This is a genomic window from Paenibacillus sp. P22 (assembly GCF_000469945.2).
GTDB lineage: Bacteria > Bacillota > Bacilli > Paenibacillales > Paenibacillaceae > Paenibacillus_O > Paenibacillus_O humicus.
Window position 1 is genome coordinate 1 of record NZ_CBRA020000101.1, and the last position, 16,676, is coordinate 16,676.

Here is a 16,676-nt window from a genome sequence, read left to right on the forward strand (position 1 = left end):
CGGCGAGCCGGACGGCCCGGACGGCTGCCCCGACAGGCTGGAAGCCTTGTCCGCGCCTGCCGCCAGAGCCTGCCTGATGGCTGTCGGCACCTATGCAGAGGCCATTCGCGGCGCGCTGCGCGAGCACGAGCCGTCGGTTCTGGCCCGCTACCTGCTCGATCTGGCGAAGAGCTTCAACCGGTTCTACAACAGCGAACGCATTCTTGGAGCCGACGAAAGGGCCGGCCTTGCCCGCATCCGTCTCACGGGAGCCGCCGCCTCCGTGCTTAAGCACGGCCTCCATCTGCTGGGCATTCCGACCCCGGAAAGGATCTGAATAGCCGGACGGAGCACGAAGGCCGGGCGGGCAAAGAAGGCCCGGTGGAGCAGGGCTGCTTCTGCGGAAATCGAAGGGAGAACGGCTCTTTCCAACCATGCAGGCAAGGACATCGGGAACCGGGACAAATTTAACTGCAAAGTTCAATTTAACTATTGATTGATAGGGATTGAAATGGTAAAATTTGTTTACGAACACATGTCCCCCTCACTTGAAAGGAGCTTGATTCCACCATGCCGGAACGAAAAAACATCTCTCCAGACAAAAAAAGGCCCTCCGAGGCGGAACAGGACGAGCGCGTCCTTCTGCTCGCCAAGCAGCTCCTGCTGAAGCACCGCATCGCTTTCCGCAAGCTGGCGCATCGCTCATGACGACCAAGCTGACCATTCCCCAGCTGATCGAGATCCACATGCTTCATCAGGATACGTACGGCGTCTTGCCGGGATTCCGCAATCCCGGCTTCCTGCTTCAAATCGTGGATCGTCCCTTTCACGAGAGCTTCGGCTCCTCGGATTCCGACAGCCTGATCCGGCAGGCCGCGCTTTACTGGCATGGACTGGCCCGCTCCTTCGCTTTTCGGGAGGGCAATGCCGCCACGGCGATGCACGCGATGCTCACCTTCCTGCTTGTGAACGGCTGCGAGCTGGAGATCGATGAAGACGATCTCGTCGACGCGGCCATCCTGGCGGCAACCTGGAAGATGGAGCTGGACGAGTGCGAGGCCTGGATCCGCGCGCGCTGCCCGGCCGAGCATGGGCTGAAGGCCCCGTCGCCATCGCTGTCCCCTATGGACAAACCTCTGGCCTGAACCTTATGATAGATGGGATTGTTCCATATTCAGAATCATTCGGGTGCTTGCGCGGACATGTCCGATTCCGCCAGGCTTAATAGGGAAGTCCGGTTGAAGCCGGCGCGGTCCCGCCACTGTGAATGCCGAGCCTCTGCGCATGCAGCCACTGCCTTTATGGCGGGAAGGCGCGCACGAGACGATGAAGCTGTAGCCAGGAGACCTGCCCGAATGTCTGCGCATCAATGCTCTTCGGGGGGTGGGAGCGGATGCGGCTGAGCTGCGGCCGACCGATACGGTCTATTTCCGCAGCCCATCTATGGGTACTTTTTCGCCGCCCTCGAGGCGGCTTTTTTCTTTTCCCTTCAAGCCTTGGCGTATGGGGCTCTTTTCCTGTCCAGACTGGATTTTATCGGTTCCATTGTCCGCCCCCTCAAGCGAAGCGGACGAGATTCGCCTGTTCCGGCACATGGGAAGCCGCGATGTGCCGGAGCCCCCCGCAGCGGCTACTACTATTTCCGAAGGAAGGTCGATCCGTTTTGAAACGCATGCTTACCCGAGCCTCGCTGTCCTGGATGCTCATGCTCGCCCTTATCGTCTCCCTTCTTCCCGCAGGCGCCGCGCCTGCATCCGCAGCTCCCGATACCGCAAGCGCCCTGCGCCAAGCCGGCCAGACGCTGCTCAAAAGCGGAATCTCGTCGGATTGGGATGCCATCGCCGCCTCTCAAGCCGGCCTCGAGCTTCCGGCATCCTATGCGGCCGGACTCGCCAAGACGGTGCGCACGGAAGCCGCCGGCTTCACCAAAGTCACGGACCTGGAGCGTACGGCGCTCGCGGTGACTGCGATCGGCGAGGACGCCTCCTCCTTCCAGGGCGTCAACCTGATCGAGCGGATCGCCAACAGCAGCCGCATGACGAGCCAAGGCGTCAACGGTCCGATCTATGCTCTGCTTGCGCTGGATTACGGCGCTTATGAAGTGCCTGCCGCCGCGAAATGGACGCGCGAAGCCCTTGTGGCCGAAGTGCTGAAGCATCAGGCGCAGGACGGAAGCTTCGCTTTCGACGGCGAAAAATCCGGCAATCCCGATCTGACGGGCGCCGCCCTTACCGCACTTGCTCCTTACCTGGACAAGCCGGAAGCCAAGCAGGCCGGCGAGCGAATCGTCTCCTGGCTGGCCAAACAGCAGGATAAGGACGGAGGATTCACGAGCTACGGCGAATCCAGCAGCGAAAGCATCGCCCAGATCGTCATCGGCCTCGCCTCCGCGGGCGTCGACCCCGCGGACAGCCGTTTCGTCCAAAACGGCAAAGGGCTGCTGGACAAGCTGTTCACCTTCCGCAATGCGGACGGCAGCTTCTCCCATTCCCTGCCGCTGGCCGCCAATGCTTACGGCGCCTATCAGTCCGTCCAGGCTTTGACCGCCTACGAGAAATTCAAGAACGGCACCGGAAGACTGTACGCCAAGCCCGCTCCAAGCGTAACCGTGAGCGTGGAAGGACCGAACGCCACGCTGCTGGCAAGCGGCGTTGCCCGCGCCGTGTATGCGCTGGATGCATTGACGCAAGCCGCATCCGACGCCAAGCTGGCCGTGGAAGTGAAATCGATGCAGTTCGGCAAATACGTCGCTTCCATCGGCGGCATTGAAGGCGGCAAGTTCGGCGGCTACGACGGCTGGCTGTTCGCCGTCCAGCGCGGCGGTGCCTGGATTACGCCTTCCGTCGGCATGGGCGACTTCGCTCTGCAGAAGGGCGACCGACTGGCCGTCTTTTATGGAGACAACACGCAGCTGATCAGCTCCGCAGCGGTCAGCCCGCGCCAGCCGCGCGACAACGAAGCCTTCACCGTCCAGGTAAGCCAGCAGACCTGGGATTACACCGCCAACGCCTATACCGTCACCCCCGCTGCCGGAGTGAGCGTGAAAGCCGGCTCCGTGACGGCAACTGCCGATGCATACGGCACGGCCCGCTTCCAGGCGATGCCGGCCGGCAGCTATGACCTGACGGTGACGGGCTACAGCGACGCCAAGGCTCCTTCCGTGCTGAAGCATGTCCAGAAGCTGACCGTCGGCTCGACCTCCGCCCTCTTCTCCGACGAGAAGGAAATCGCGGCATGGGCCCGCGATTCCGTCCATGACGGCTATGCTTCCGGTCTGATCAGCGGCATCTCCGGCAACGGTGCGGCTCCTGCATTTGCGCCGAAGCAGAAGCTGACGCGTGCCGAGTTCGCTTCGCTGATCGTGCGTCTGCTCGGCCTCGAGCCGGCTTCGTCCGCGAGCGCAGCCTTCACCGATGTGAAGGCCGGCAGCTGGTACGAGCAGGCTGTGGTCACGGCTTCCGCCAGCGGCATCCTGACCGGCACCGGCGGCGGCAAGTTCCAGCCGGACGCGCCGATCAGCCGCCAGGATATGGCCGTCATTTTCGCCCGCGCCTTGAAGCTTGACCTGTCCGCAGCCCCTTCGGGCGACATCAGGGACATCAAGTCCGTCTCCGCTTACGCGGCATCGTCCGTGAACGCCGTTCACGGCACCGAGCTGATGGTCGGCGACAAGGACGGCAACTTCAATCCGAAAGCGACCGTAACCCGCGAGATGGCGGCGGTAGCGATCTTGAACGCGTACGAGAGCCTCGCTAAAGCGGCCAACTAGCACTCCCCGTCGTTTCATCGAACGGCAGCCAAGGGCCTTCCGACCGGAAGGCCCTTTTCGGCATCATTCAACAGTCGAGAAGGAATAGAACGTTGCGGCGCGGCTCGATGCGCGGCTGATCTCCGGCAGACCGTAGAGGAAACCCGGGAACCTCCGGAAGCCTGGAGGTTGATGCTCACCCCCTGCTCCGGAGATGATTTTATCTTGGAATCCCTTTGCCGCTGCGCCTCCTGCTCAAGATTTCAGTACCGCAGTGAACTGGATTCCGCAGATTTCAGCCCTGGCCGCGGCGCAATCGACCGGTTTGTAATCGCCAAGCCGGGGAATTACAATGGAGGAAGCTTATTTTTCATTACGGACGCGGCTGCCTTCTCATCCATTCCCGGCGGCGCGCAAAGGAGATTCCCGTGGCTAACTACCGTTGGAGCCGGAAGGCGTTCTGGCTCAGTCCTTTCGTCGTCTTTACGCTCTCTCTTGTGTTCAAAATTTATTTGGCCGCTTTCGTCATCTACGGCGGCGAGCATGTATGGCTTCCTCTGCTGACGAGCCTGCCGTCGGTGTGGGCCGCTTATTTCCTGATCGAGCTGCTCGCCAGGAGGCGCAAGCTGATGACGTATCTCATCGTCAACCTGCTGCTGACGACCGTCTATTTCGCCGTCATTATGTATTACAAATATTTCGGCATCATCGTCACTTATCACGCGCTCATGCAGATCGGGCAGGTCACAGAGGTGAAAGGAAGCGTCTTCCAGCTGCTTCATCCCTACTTCCTGCTCATCTATGTCGATATCGTCGCCGCCTGGCTGCTGCTCGGCTTCAGCGGCACATTCCGCCGCGCCTGGCGCGGCTTGGCCAACCGCAGGCTGATGCCGGCCTGGATTCCGGCCTCGGGATTCATCCTGATGCTAGGCATCTGCATGGCCATCGTCTGGCCGAATCGCGGCATCTCCAACGAGCTGGTGCAGAACGAGCGCATGGGCATCCTCAATTACGAGGTGTTCCTGATGGCGACGGCGGGGAACGAGAAGCTCGTTCCCGCCTCGACCGTCACGCAGGAGGCCGTGAACAAGCTCAAGGGGGTGGCGGCTCCGCAGCAGCCGCTCTATGCGGGCGCCGCCAAAGGCCGCAATGTCATCGTCATTCAGCTCGAAGCGTTTCAGAACTTCCTGCTCAATAAAACCGTGGAAGGCAAGGAAATTACGCCGAACCTCAACAAGCTTATTCAAGAGAGCGCGTATTTCCCCCGCTTCTATCAGCAGGCCGGTTCGGGGAACACCTCCGATGCGGAATTCCTGACCAATACCTCCTTCTACGTGCCGCTGCGCGTGCCGGCGACTCAAGCCTATGCGGACAAATCCCTCCCCTCGATGCCGAAGGCGTTCCGGGCGGAAGGGTATGAAGCGCTCACGTTCCATACGAACGATGTCGCGTTCTGGAACCGCAAGGAGCTGTACAAGGCGCTCGGCTTCAGCCGTTACTACGACACGGAGTTTTTCGGCGGCGAGGACAAGGTCGCGTTCGGCGCTTCGGATGAAGTGCTGTATGCCAAGACGGTGCAGGAACTGGCCAAGCAGCGCGACGAGGGCAAGAAATTCTACGCGATGCTCATCTCCATGTCCTCGCATCATCCGTACAACATCCCGGACCGCAAAGTGAAGCTGAAGCTGTCCGACACGTACAAGGACTCCTTCGTCGGGGATTACATCCGCGCCCAGAACTATACCGACTATGCCCTCGGACAGCTGTTCCAGGAGCTGAAGGATGCCGGCTTGTGGGACAACAGCGTCATAGCCATCTATGGCGACCATATGGGATTGCCGATCTACTCCCTGTCCGACGGCGACCTCGATCTGCTGGAGAAGCTCGACGGACGCAAGTACGATTCCTCCCAGATGATGAATATTCCGCTCATCGTAACGGCTCCGGGCCTGCTTCAGGCTTCCGTTCAGACTCAGGTAGGCGGCCAAAGCGACATCTTCCCGACGATCGCGAATCTCGTCGGCCTGCCGATGGAAAACCATCTCCACTTCGGGCAGGATCTGTTCAACCAGCATAGCAACCTGCTGCCGGAAAGGTACTACCTCCCGTCGGGCTCCTTCATCGACGATAGCGAAATCTTCGTGCCCGGCACCGGCTTCGGCGACGGCAGCCGGATCATGCTGCCGACCGCGGCGGAAGCTTCCGCCAATGCGGCTCGGCTGAATGGCTCGGCTGGGAGCGACGGCGGCGGCTTGGGCTCTGCAGGCGGCTCGGCGGGGAATGCCGGCGGCGGCTTGAATTCTACAAGCGGCTCGGCCGGGAATGCCGGCGGCGATCAAGGCGCAGCAAGCTCGGGCGGCGACAAAGCGGGCGAAGCCAGCCCACAGCCAGGCAAGCCGGGCGAGCCTTCCGGCACCGGCGGCACGGCCGGTCTCGGCAACGCTGCTGGAACAGGCGCCAAGCCAGGCAGCGACGGCGCTACGCGCGACGAATTCGACCGCGCGCTGCAGCTGCTGCGCATGTCGGACAGCTATGTGCGCTCGCTGCCTTCCAACGGCAACGATCCCGAGCCGGAAGATGCAGGCGCGGAATCCCGCAAGTCCAAGTAAAATGCGAATGCCCGGCGGATACGGTTCCGCCGGGCATTTTTGTATGCTGCGATATGAAGAGCTTCATGAAGCCATACCTCATTGCGCTGTTTTCGGATCTGGTTTTAGAAGGCGTGAACCGAATGTTCCCAATGCCGTTCTCTATCGGACATACGTTCCGTTATTTAACGCAAAAGAATTCCTATCGCCCTGCTATCGGACATACGTTCCGTTATGGCTGCAATGTTCATCGCCATGCCGATAGCAGTACGTAAATAGCGGAACCAATGTCCGATCATTTCCCAAATAACATGATTTTAGCGAAATAGCGGATCGTATGTCCGCCAGCATCAAAAAGACACCTCATGCCGTGCTGCTTATCTCGAACAACCATGCCATTTCAATAACTGAACGACAGCAGAGTAACTCCCGTCATCGCGTCCACGACAACATTCGTCTCCAGGCCGCCAGCACCTGAATTCCCGGAAGCTGCCGGATCGATGCCGGAGCCGCCGCTTGCCGCACCGCTTACAAAGCTCACGACGTAAACGGGGAGTGCGCATGAGCTTGCGGGTTTCGCGAAGGACAGGATTGGCCGCCAAGGCCTCGGGAGAGAAGGAGCTGAAATCCGGCTTGCTGATCAGACGATAGACGCAGGAGATGGAGGATGCCGTCTTGGCCACCTTCGGATAGGCCCATTTGGCATTCTGCACGGCGCGGCCTTGGGGGACGAGATTCAGAGGCGCCTTGTTCTCGACGCCGGGATTCTCGAGCTTGATGCCCAGCTTCTGCAGAAGAGAGTCATCCTGGGTAGCGGAGACAGAGATGGCGGAGCCCGCTGCCGCATCCGCGCGGCTGCCTCCGTGGTTGAAGTGCCAGCAGCCCAAGGCGACCAGCAGGCCGACCGCAATCAGCCCGACTCCCATCCATCTCGATTGATCTCTCACGGCGCTTCCTCCCTTACCCAGAATGGTTTCCGGCTTGGCGGCGCTGGTCCGGACACTTGCTCGTCCTCCCAGCCTATACAGTAGTAACGTATCTGCAAGGGACAGGGTTGCTTCGGGTCGGAAAAAGGCTTCTTCCAATTCAGTCCAATCCCGTTCCATTCGGATTCCGGAATCGGCATCCTAAACGGCCTAACGCCTGAGCGGTTCTTATGGTGTTGTTTGAAGCCGTTCAACTCTTTTCGACAGGTTTTTTCCTATTACCCCAGCCGGGAAAGCATTGAAACGAAATTGCGCCTTTTTGTGGCAAAGATGGGAGCGGAGGAGGATATGGAGCTGAGGCCAGCTGAAGCGAAACAGGAAAGAAGCCAAGTATCCCTCCGCTTGGCTTGTCCATTTTTTCCGATGAATTGCTTGGCTTGTCCATTTTTTTCCGATGAATTGCTTGGCTTGTCCAGTGCTTCCGATGGCTCGCTAGGATTGTCAAGTTCTTCCGATGGCTCGCTAGGATTGTCCAATCCTTCCGGCAGGTCGCTTGGCTCGTCCATTCCTTCCGTTTGCAATTCCAAATGAATCGATTCTCCGCACCGCCTCTACAAATCCTTGCGCTGGAAGCGCCAAATGCCGAGCACAAAAGCAACGATCGTATAGGCCAAGGCATACCAAAGGAAGGCTGGAGAGGGGGCCGAGCCGACTCCCAACATCGACATGAGGCTGTCTACCTGGATGCCCGTGAACTGCCTCAGCGCATCCATATTGAACAGCCTGTCCATCATCGTGCGCTGCAGGCCGTCAGCCGGCATCGCGAGCGACAGCAAACCCGAGATGGTGGCCAGCGAGCCGCCTACCGTCTCCTGAAGCGAGGCGAACTGAGCGGCCAGCTTGTCGATCATGCCGCCCAGCCAGCCTCCGCCGTACAGCATCGTCATGAAGACGCCGTTGCCGATGGCAGACAGAAAACCGGAGCCGAGCATCGACACCGATACCAGCAGCGGAACAACGGAAGCGAAAAGCAGATAGGCGATGAACAGGGTTCCCATGTCCCTCGGTACGCCGGCATGCATGCCGGCAACGCCCAGTATAGCCGCATACAGCACCAGAGAGTAGCCCATGCCAAAGCTGACGTAGCCGAGCCAGCGTCCCGCATACCATTGCCACCTGGGCAGAGGCCGCGGCATCAGCGCCTGCATGACTCCCAGCTCCGCCTCGCCTGAGATGACGGAAGAGGAACTGAAAATGGAGAGAAAAGCAACGACGAACGCGCCGAAGAAGAAGCCTAGGCTGATGATGAACATGCCGCGGCTGTACCTTTCGACCAGAAGCTGCGGATCGTCGGGAGACAGCCCATACCTGCGGACTTCACCGCCGATGGCCGAAGCGATGAACCAGTATGCGATCAGGAACAGCACGGTCATGAATAGCGTCAGCAGCAGGACGCGCTTGCGCAGCAGCTCCTTCCAGGTCATGCGAAGAATGATGGTCATGCTTTCTCCCCCCTGTGGCTCTTGCCGGAGAGCTCGGTGACGAACCATTCCTCAAGCCTCGTTTTGGCGCGCGTCGACTCGTAGAGCGTCATGCCTTGATCCAGAATCAGCGCATGCAGCCAGCCGGCCTGCTCCTCGTTCTCCAGCTCGGCCTCCAGCACGGCGGAGCCATCCGGCTCCGAGGCGGCCAGCCGGAAAGCCAGCCCCGTTTCCCCGCGCAGCCAATCCAGCAGCGCGGGAGCAAAGCCGCCGACGCGAAGCCGCCAGACAGGACGCTGCTGCAGCACTTCCTCGACCGTCCCCTGCTGGAGTATGCGGCCGTTGTTGAGCAGGGCGACGCGATCGCAGAGCGACTCCACATCCTCCATGAGATGAGAGTTGAGGAAGATCGTCTTGCCCTGGGCTTTCAGCTCATGGAGCAGCTCCCTCACCTCGCTTCGCCCGATGGGGTCCATCGCCGAAGAAGGCTCGTCCAGGAACAGGATGCGGGGATCGCCGACCAGCGCGCAGGCGAGGCCCAGCCTCTGCTGCATGCCTTTGGAGTAATTTTTCACCCGGTCCCTCGAGCGCAGGCCGATGCCGACCCGCTCCAGCAGCTGCGGCACCCTGCGATCCGCCTCCGCCCTTGGAAGGCGGCACATCTGCGCATGCAGGCGAACGACTTCTTCGCCGGTCAGCCACTCCTGATACCGGTACAGCTCGGGCAAGTAACCAAGGAGCCTTCGGGCCGAGAGGCTCCCGATCGGCTCGCCAAACAGGGAAGCCCGACCTTCCGTAGGGAAGATCAGGCCGACCAGCATTTTGACGCAGGTGCTTTTGCCCGCGCCGTTGGGACCGAGGAAGCCGAAGGCTTCCCCTTCCCTTACGGTAATCGATACATCGCTGCAGCCGCGGCCGTTGTCGAACCGCTTCGTCAGCCCTTCGGTCTGGATGGCGATCACGCGGAGATCAGCTCCTGCAGCTTGGCCTTGAACGCGTCCAGCTTGCCGGCGAACAGGCTACCTCCGTCCAGCGTGAACAGCTGGCCGTCCTTGACCCATGTAGCCGAATAACGATCCTTGCCGTTTTCATTGTAATTGTACTTGCTCAGGATGACGGAGATGCCGTGAACCTTGATGTTCTCCGACTTCCCGTCCGTGATGACCGGCATGACGAGATTTCCCGTGGAGAGGAACTCGCTCTGCAGAAGCCCCGCCCGCAGCGATTGCGGCAGCAGCGGGAACTGCAGCACCGCATCCCTTGCATCCTCCAGGCCTACGCCGGGCTCAACCTCGACGGTCGGCACGAGCTGCTGCGAAATCGAAGCGTATTCTCCTTTTTCCCCGTTGGCCAAATCGTAGGAAACGGTCTTGCTCGTCTCGAGCTTCACTTCCTTGCCGTCTACGGATGCCGGCATCAGCTTGGAAGCTCCCAGCTGCTTCATCGCTTTGTTGATTTCGTCCACGTTCATCTTGAGCGTCACCGTCTGTCCTCCGGATATGAAGAACGCCTCCTGTTTGCCCGTCAAGCTCTCGGGGAGCATGGCGAAGCCCAGCTCGGCCGCAGCCTGCTCGCGGCTCAGATTGTCCTTGTACCGTCCCGACTCCGACGTAAACGTCCCGAACCGGTTGATCGCTTCGCGGACCTGGCCGTCCGAAAAGGAATCGAACATCCGCTGAAGCTCGTTCTCATCCACGCTGACGACCTGCTCCATGCGGAACTGGCCGAGAATGGACGCCAGCGCCTTGTTGCCGGCCGGCGTCGCCGCCGCCGTCACCACGATCAGCGCGGCTGCCGCGATCGTCGTCCAGCGGCGGGCGCGGCTGTTCATGCGGCGGGGCGGCTTGACGTTCGCCGAAGCTGCCGTCTTGACGCGATCCTCAGCGCCGACATCGCCAGCCGTCGCGGTCCCGACCCTGCCGCTTCCGGCTGCCGGGGCGTCCTGAACCGTACCGGCAACCCCCGCTGCCGCCATTCCGCCTTCGCGATCCCATTTGTCCCATGCGGCATGAGGCTGCTCTCCCGCCAGTGCGGCCTGCATCCGCAGCCAAGCCTCGTCCGTCTTTTTCTTTTCTGTGTCTGTATCTTTCCTTTGTTCCGTCATATTCGACCCATCCTCCTTCAATCAGGCTCATCCTGATTCGTCATAAAAACGCCGACGCTCCGACTCCATTGCGAAGGTCATTTTTTCACAACGCTTTTAGCGCAATTCCGCCTTCGGTTGAACCGGCCCGAGCCCCGCCGAACCTGTCAGGGCCATCCCCTCATCTCCCTGGCGCTGTTCGGCAGCCGCCGCGCATTTGCGAAGCCTCTCCGTCGCCCTCGCCAGCAGGGTGCCTACGATCGGCTGCCGCACCGACAGCTCCTCCGCTATCTCCGCGTAGCTGTATCCGGAGTACCGGAGCAGAAGCGCCCGGCGGTCCCGCTCGGGCAGCTCCTCCAGCCAGTCGCGCACCTCTTCCTGATCGAGCCTGCGCATCAGCTCGTCCTCGCCGGACGGGCTTGAAATCCCATCTACAGCAATTTGCTGCTCCTGCCGCTCAGCCAGCCTGCGCTGCCTCGCGGCGCTTCCCATATAGTCGTAAGCGAGCCTCGTCGCAACCCGGTGCAGCCATGCTCCGGCCGCCTCCAGGCTGTCCGGCGGCTGCCGGTACATTTTCAGAAACGTTTCCTGGGCCAGATCCTCCGCCACCGCCTCGTCGCGCAGAAGCGCGGTCAGCTTGCGAAGGACGGCCGGATGATGCTCGTAGAACAACTGCTTGAACGTTGCCGATTCCGGAATCGTCAAAGGTCCCATCCTCCTTTCTTGCTGCAGCTGTATAAAAGACGAATGCCGTCGAGCAAATGTATCAGCCCCGGGGGAATTAAATTTATCCGGCTACGTTCCGCCGCTTTCCTCCCCTTTCCTTCCTCTGGCTGCCTATCCTTCATTTTGACAAGGCCTTGCGCATTCCCCATAATGTAAACTGAATCTTAAAGCTGACATGGAGCGTAATGTTTCACCCCTAAAATGTTGAGAAGGGAAGGTTTGACCTTGCAGCGAAATCGGTTTACCCGGATGTTTTCCAGCCGGCCATTTCTGTTCTTTTCCATCATCATACTGCTCAAATGCATGCTGACCTGGTTCGTCATCTTCGACGGCGGCCCGTCGTGGGCGATTCTCGTGACGGAGCTCCCGTTCGCATGGCTGATCTTCGGCCTGCTGGAGATGTTCGCAGGCAAGCGCAAGCTGATCTATTACGTCATCGCGGACGCCGCCTTGACCGGCATCCTCTTCTCGGTCTTCATGTACCATAAATATTACGGGGTCATCGCCACCTGGCATGCGCTCCAGCAGGTCAACCAGGTGACGGCGGTCAGCAACAGCGTCTTCTCGCTGATGGATCCGTACTACACGCTGATCTTCCTCGATATTATCGTCCTGGCTGTCATTCTGATCCGCAAGCGGCGCGAGCTGCTGAAAAAGCCCGCCGCACGCTTCAACCGGCGCAAGGCTGTCTTCGCCGGCGTCGCCGTTCTGTCCTTTGCCCTGTGCCTGTTCAATATCGTGCCGAACCGCGCCAGCATGAACGAGCACACCAAGGCCGAGGAGATGGGCATCCTGAACTACGAGGCGTTCGCGCTCGTCGATCGGGGACAGACGGAGCTGGAGGATCCGGCCAAGGTGACGCAGGCCCGCATCGATGAGCTCAAAGGCGTCGATCCCAAGCAAGCTTCTCCATTCCAAGGCGCTGCACAAGGCAAGAACATCATCGTCCTGCAGCTGGAATCGTTCCAGAATTTCCTGATCGGCCTGGAGCTGGACGGGCGGGAGGTGACGCCGAACCTCAACAAGCTGGCGCGCGAAAGCCTGTATTTCAACAACTTCTATCAGATGGTCGGGCAGGGCAACACCTCCGATGCGGAGTTCGTCGCCAATACGAGCTTCTATATCCCGCGAAGCGGAGCGGCAACGATGTCCTACGCCTACAAGGACGTTCCGAGCCTGCCGAAGCTGCTGAAGGAGCAGGGCTATCAGTCCGCGACCTTCCATACGAACGTCGTCGACTTCTGGAACCGCCGCGAGCTGTACAAGGCGGTCGGCTTCGACCGCTTTTACGACCAGCCGTTTTTCGGCAAGGAGAACCAGGTGTTCTTCGGCGCCGACGACGAGACGCTGTACGCCAAGACGGCCGGCAAGCTGAAGGAGATGGACGGCGAGGGCAAGCCGTTTTATGCCCAGATCATCTCCATGACCGCCCATCATCCGTTCACGCTTCCGGACGGGCTGAGCCGCTTCGAGCTTCCGGAGCGGTATGAGAAGACATTCGTCGGCGACTACATCGCTTCCCAGAGCTATGCCGATTACGCCTTCGGCCAGCTGGTGGAGGAGCTCAAGGCCGCCGGACTGTGGGAAGATTCCCTGCTCGTCGTCTATGGCGACCATCAAGGGCTCCCGCTCTTCTCCCTCGATCGCAAGGACAAGGAGCTCATGAAAGAGATTCTCGGCCATGAATACGGCTATCCCGACATGATCAACGTTCCGCTTCTCCTCACGCTGCCGGGCAGCAGGCAGGGAAAAGAGCTCGATACGCTTGGCGGCCAGGTCGATCTGCTTCCGACCATCGCGGGCCTTGCGGGGGCTTCGCTGGACGGTCAGCTTCATTTCGGCCAGGATCTTCTCAGCCAATCGCAAAATATTCTGCCTCAGCGTTATTATCTTCCTTCCGGCACGCTGCTCAGCGGCAGCTCGCTCTATATTCCCGGCATCGGGTACGACGACGGCAACCGCTATCCGCTGAAGCCGGGCACCCCGGCTGCAGGCTCCGACGAGGATGCCTACAATCGGGCGCTGGAGCTGCTCCGCCTGTCGGACAGCTATATGGAGGCCTTGCCGGAGCATGGCGGCGCGCAGCGTTGAATTCCGCACTCCTTAGTTAAATTGTCCCCTAAGCCCGCTTAATCATCACCGGCTGAGCCTACAGCCGCCAGATCCCGACGGGACGAAGCCGAGCCTCTCCTCCGCTTCGTCCCGTCTTTCTTTTTTGGTTCCGCAAAGGTTTTTCAGCCGCATGCTGGAGTCGGCTTCAAAGGAGTTGACAGCTTACGTTTACAAGTGTAATCTTTAATTGTCGTTTACATACGTAAACATTCTTTTTCAAGGAGTAGATGGATTGCAATGAGCGTATCCCCCCCGTATTACCGAGGCCGAGAGCGAGATCATGAAGCTTCTCTGGCAAAAAGAGCCCTTATCCGCCCAGGAAATCATTGCCGAGCTGTCCCAGCAGATGCAGTGGTCGGATCAGACGATCAAAACCTTCATTAACCGCCTTCATAAAAAGAATGCGATCCGGTTCGAGAAAGCCGGAAGGAATTATTTGTATTATCCGCTCGTATCCCATGCCGAGTATTTGAAGGCCGAGAACAAGTCTTTTCTGGACCGGGTGTACAACGGAGCCGTCGGCATGCTGTTCGCCCGATTCATCCAGGAAGAGAACCTGTCCGAACAAGACATCGACGAGCTCCAGAAACTTCTGGAGAAGCAAAAAACAGCGGAACGCCCCGACGCCTAGCCCGGTTCGTGTCCCGACGCGATCATGAAGGAGCTTTCGAGCCATGCAACGGATTCAAACGATCTTTCATCTCTTCTTGACGGCCTCGCTGGCATCGACCGTTCTTATCCTGGCGCTGCTCGCCTTCCGGAAGCTGTTCAAGAAGACGCCGAGCTCCAAGCTGGCCTATGCCCTCTGGCTGCTCGTGCTGATCAAGCTGCTCGTGCCGCTGGCGCCGCAAAGCCCGATCAGCTTGTTCGGCCTTATGCCGCAGGCGGCGACACAGGCCGATTCCGCCATGCGCCAGACCCCGCCGGTTCCAAGCCTGTCCGTCGATGACGGCACGGCGGCCTCCACGCAGCCAGTCGTTGTACCCGTGCCGGAGGATCATCCTCAACCGGAAACATCGGAACCTCCGGCGCCAGCTTCAGCTCCTCCCGCCTCTCCCCTCGAGGAAAAGGCGAGCGGACAAGCCCGCTGGAGCCCTCTGCCGATCGTTGCGCTGTCTTGGCTGGCCGGCTTTGCCGTCCTATGCCTCTGCTTCCTGATCGGCACGCTCCGATTCGAATTCAAATTCCGCTCGTCCCGCAGGATCGAGGATCCCGGCATCAGGTCCGCTTTGGAGAAATGCCGGCGGACGCTGGGCATCAAGCGGCCGATTCCGATCCATGAAACCTATGGGCCTCGGAGTCCCTTCCTTTACGGACTTGCCCGGCCAAAAATCTATCTGCCGGCGGATATCGCCGTCATCGCCGATTCCAGACAGCTGGAGCACATCCTGCTGCATGAGCTGACTCATTACAAGCGCAAGGATCTGTGGATCAATCTTCTGTGGATGCTGGCTGCCGCGCTGCATTGGTACAATCCCTTCGTATGGCTGGCCATCCGGAAAATGAAAGCGGACCGCGAGGTAGCCTGCGACGCCGGAGTGCTGGAGGTGCTCGGCGAGCGGGAATCCGCCGCCTATGGCAGGACGCTGTTGCTGCTGTCGAAAGTTTTGGCCCGCAGCTCCAGGACAGCGGCCAATTTCTCGCCTTTCTTTGAACACGAGCACGAAATGAAACGGAGGATTACGATGATCGCCAAGTTCCGCAAAGGCTCCTATCGCCTGTCCGCCGCCGCCATTCTGGCGCTTCTCGCCATCGGAGCCGTCGTACTCGCCCAAGCTCCCAACACCAGGACCGGCGCCGCTCCGCAAGCCGGATCCGGGCAAGCACAGGCGCATACGGCCTCATTCCATCTTGTGCGGATAAACGACTGGTCCAAATGGTTCTCCAGCCTGGAGAGGGCGAATGATTTTTCCGGGTTCACGTACAAGGTGCCCGACTATCTTCCGAAAGGCTATCGGCTGGAGAATATCAATCTGGCCAAATACATGGACATGAACGACAACGTCGTCGCCATAACCGTCAAAAACGGATATGAAGTATTCCCGCATGAGAAAGCCTTCGAGCTGCTGGCTTCCAAGGAAAACCTGCTGGATACAATCTATAGCTCCCAGAGCGGCGGGGAAGTGCGGACAAACGCGCCGGCGACTTGGGGTCCGGCGGATCCTCAATTTTTCAAGTATGCGGATGCCACTTTTGCCGGGATCCAGGGCACCTTGGTCTCCAGAATTCAAACCTATCCCTGGCATCTGCCGGAAACAGCCAAAAGCTTCGTATGGCAGGATGAGGGGATCTGGTATGCCGTCGATTACTTCAGCGAAAACCATACCCGTGAAGGAACGCTTACTCATCGAAGCAATGTGACGATGCCGGATCTGGAAAAAATGCTGCATTCCTACGTGTTTCCCGAGCAGATCAAGCAGGTCGACTACACAGGCGAAGGGATCACCTTCCCGCTATACGACGGCAAGGACCTGCAGAAGGCTGAGGAGGCGCTGGGCTTCGACATCAATATCTCTTCCACCTTGGCGGACGGTCAATGGAAGCTCATGGACGCCCGCTTGAACAAGGCAGGCGACCGGACTCGGTATTTCAAATTCAGGCCGGCGGTGGATACGCTTGAAACGAGCTATCAGCCGGATCCCGATTTAAAATCGACCGTTTACTCCATGAACGATACGCTCAACCTGTATCAGAGCAAGGCTCCTATCGTCGATGCCGCCAAGATGACCGTCCTGCGGACGCTCGATCTGGATGGCGTCCGCGTCACCGTGGCGGAGGATGGCAAGAGATTCTACGATGTATTTGAAGTCGATCCGAAGAAGGATACCCGGCGCCAGCTCTTTTACCTGTGGGAAAAGGACGGCATTTATTTCACCGCCGCCTTCCTCGGCCTGGAGCCTAACCAAGAAGAGAACGTCAAGTCGCTGATCGGGGCTCCGGCCCTGGATGAAAAGAAGGCATGACCGCGATGGCCGTCCTCCGGGGCGGCCTTTTTTCATTCTTTCCGCCCTTGCGGTTGCCTTTGCCCCCGGC

Annotated in this window: 14 protein-coding genes and 1 riboswitch; of the genes, 8 read left to right on the forward strand and 6 right to left on the reverse strand. The window is 59.6% G+C overall.

The annotated features are described in order from the left end of the window. The 5 genes from BN871_RS14845 to BN871_RS14860 form a co-directional block, all read left to right on the forward strand. Window positions 1-316 (forward strand): DALR anticodon-binding domain-containing protein (locus BN871_RS14845; protein WP_048746973.1); only part of this gene is annotated, 316 nt, incomplete at its 5' end. Between the two features lie 233 nt (window positions 317-549). Further along, window positions 550-687: a hypothetical protein gene (locus BN871_RS27760; protein WP_021881727.1), complete on the forward strand. Its 138-nt coding sequence runs from the start codon at window positions 550-552 to the stop codon at window positions 685-687. Next, complete coding sequence (locus BN871_RS14850) at window positions 684-1,124, forward strand: type II toxin-antitoxin system death-on-curing family toxin (protein ID WP_021881728.1); 441 nt, start codon at window positions 684-686, stop codon at window positions 1,122-1,124. The genes BN871_RS27760 and BN871_RS14850 overlap by 4 nt, the downstream gene beginning before the upstream one ends. 24 nt (window positions 1,125-1,148) lie before the next feature. Next, a riboswitch (cobalamin riboswitch) is annotated at window positions 1,149-1,349 on the forward strand. A 302-nt stretch (window positions 1,350-1,651) separates the two neighbouring features. Then, window positions 1,652-3,748, forward strand: coding sequence for an S-layer homology domain-containing protein (locus BN871_RS14855; protein ID WP_232313087.1), 2,097 nt, complete (start codon window positions 1,652-1,654; stop codon window positions 3,746-3,748). Between the two features lie 407 nt (window positions 3,749-4,155). After that, window positions 4,156-6,336 (forward strand): LTA synthase family protein, encoded by a 2,181-nt coding sequence (locus BN871_RS14860; RefSeq protein ID WP_232313084.1) that lies wholly within the window; start codon window positions 4,156-4,158, stop codon window positions 6,334-6,336. A 356-nt stretch (window positions 6,337-6,692) separates the two neighbouring features. Here the strand turns inward: BN871_RS14860 and BN871_RS14865 are convergent, their stop codons facing one another. From BN871_RS14865 to BN871_RS14890, 6 genes are all read right to left on the reverse strand, one after another. Next, window positions 6,693-7,262, reverse strand: coding sequence for a hypothetical protein (locus tag BN871_RS14865; RefSeq protein WP_157060298.1), 570 nt, complete (start codon window positions 7,260-7,262; stop codon window positions 6,693-6,695). A 257-nt stretch (window positions 7,263-7,519) separates the two neighbouring features. Then, window positions 7,520-7,828, reverse strand: coding sequence for a hypothetical protein (locus BN871_RS14870; protein ID WP_021881986.1), 309 nt, complete (start codon window positions 7,826-7,828; stop codon window positions 7,520-7,522). 24 nt (window positions 7,829-7,852) lie between these two features. Then, window positions 7,853-8,743, reverse strand: a complete 891-nt coding sequence (locus BN871_RS14875) for an ABC transporter permease subunit (RefSeq protein ID WP_048746979.1) — start codon at window positions 8,741-8,743, stop codon at window positions 7,853-7,855. Beyond that, window positions 8,740-9,684: an ABC transporter ATP-binding protein gene (locus BN871_RS14880; RefSeq protein ID WP_048746981.1), complete on the reverse strand. Its 945-nt coding sequence runs from the start codon at window positions 9,682-9,684 to the stop codon at window positions 8,740-8,742. The genes BN871_RS14875 and BN871_RS14880 overlap by 4 nt, the downstream gene beginning before the upstream one ends. After that, window positions 9,681-10,826, reverse strand: coding sequence for a hypothetical protein (locus tag BN871_RS14885; RefSeq protein ID WP_048746983.1), 1,146 nt, complete (start codon window positions 10,824-10,826; stop codon window positions 9,681-9,683). Before BN871_RS14885 ends, BN871_RS14880 begins: the two co-directional genes overlap by 4 nt. Before the next feature lie 96 nt (window positions 10,827-10,922). Continuing rightward, entirely contained in the window at window positions 10,923-11,510 is a 588-nt protein-coding gene (locus BN871_RS14890; protein ID WP_069202499.1) for a sigma-70 family RNA polymerase sigma factor, read from the reverse strand. Window positions 11,511-11,756: 246 nt separating this feature from the next. On the opposite strand from BN871_RS14890, the gene BN871_RS14895 reads away from it, so the two are divergent. From BN871_RS14895 to BN871_RS14905, 3 genes are all read left to right on the forward strand, one after another. Next, on the forward strand, window positions 11,757-13,622 hold the full coding sequence (locus BN871_RS14895; protein WP_332310220.1) for an LTA synthase family protein: 1,866 nt from the start codon (window positions 11,757-11,759) through the stop codon (window positions 13,620-13,622). 277 nt (window positions 13,623-13,899) lie between these two features. After that, window positions 13,900-14,274, forward strand: a complete 375-nt coding sequence (locus BN871_RS14900; RefSeq protein WP_269745433.1) for a BlaI/MecI/CopY family transcriptional regulator — start codon at window positions 13,900-13,902, stop codon at window positions 14,272-14,274. 43 nt (window positions 14,275-14,317) lie between these two features. Further along, window positions 14,318-16,606 (forward strand): M56 family metallopeptidase, encoded by a 2,289-nt coding sequence (locus BN871_RS14905; protein WP_021880635.1) that lies wholly within the window; start codon window positions 14,318-14,320, stop codon window positions 16,604-16,606. Window positions 16,607-16,676: the final 70 nt, after the last annotated feature.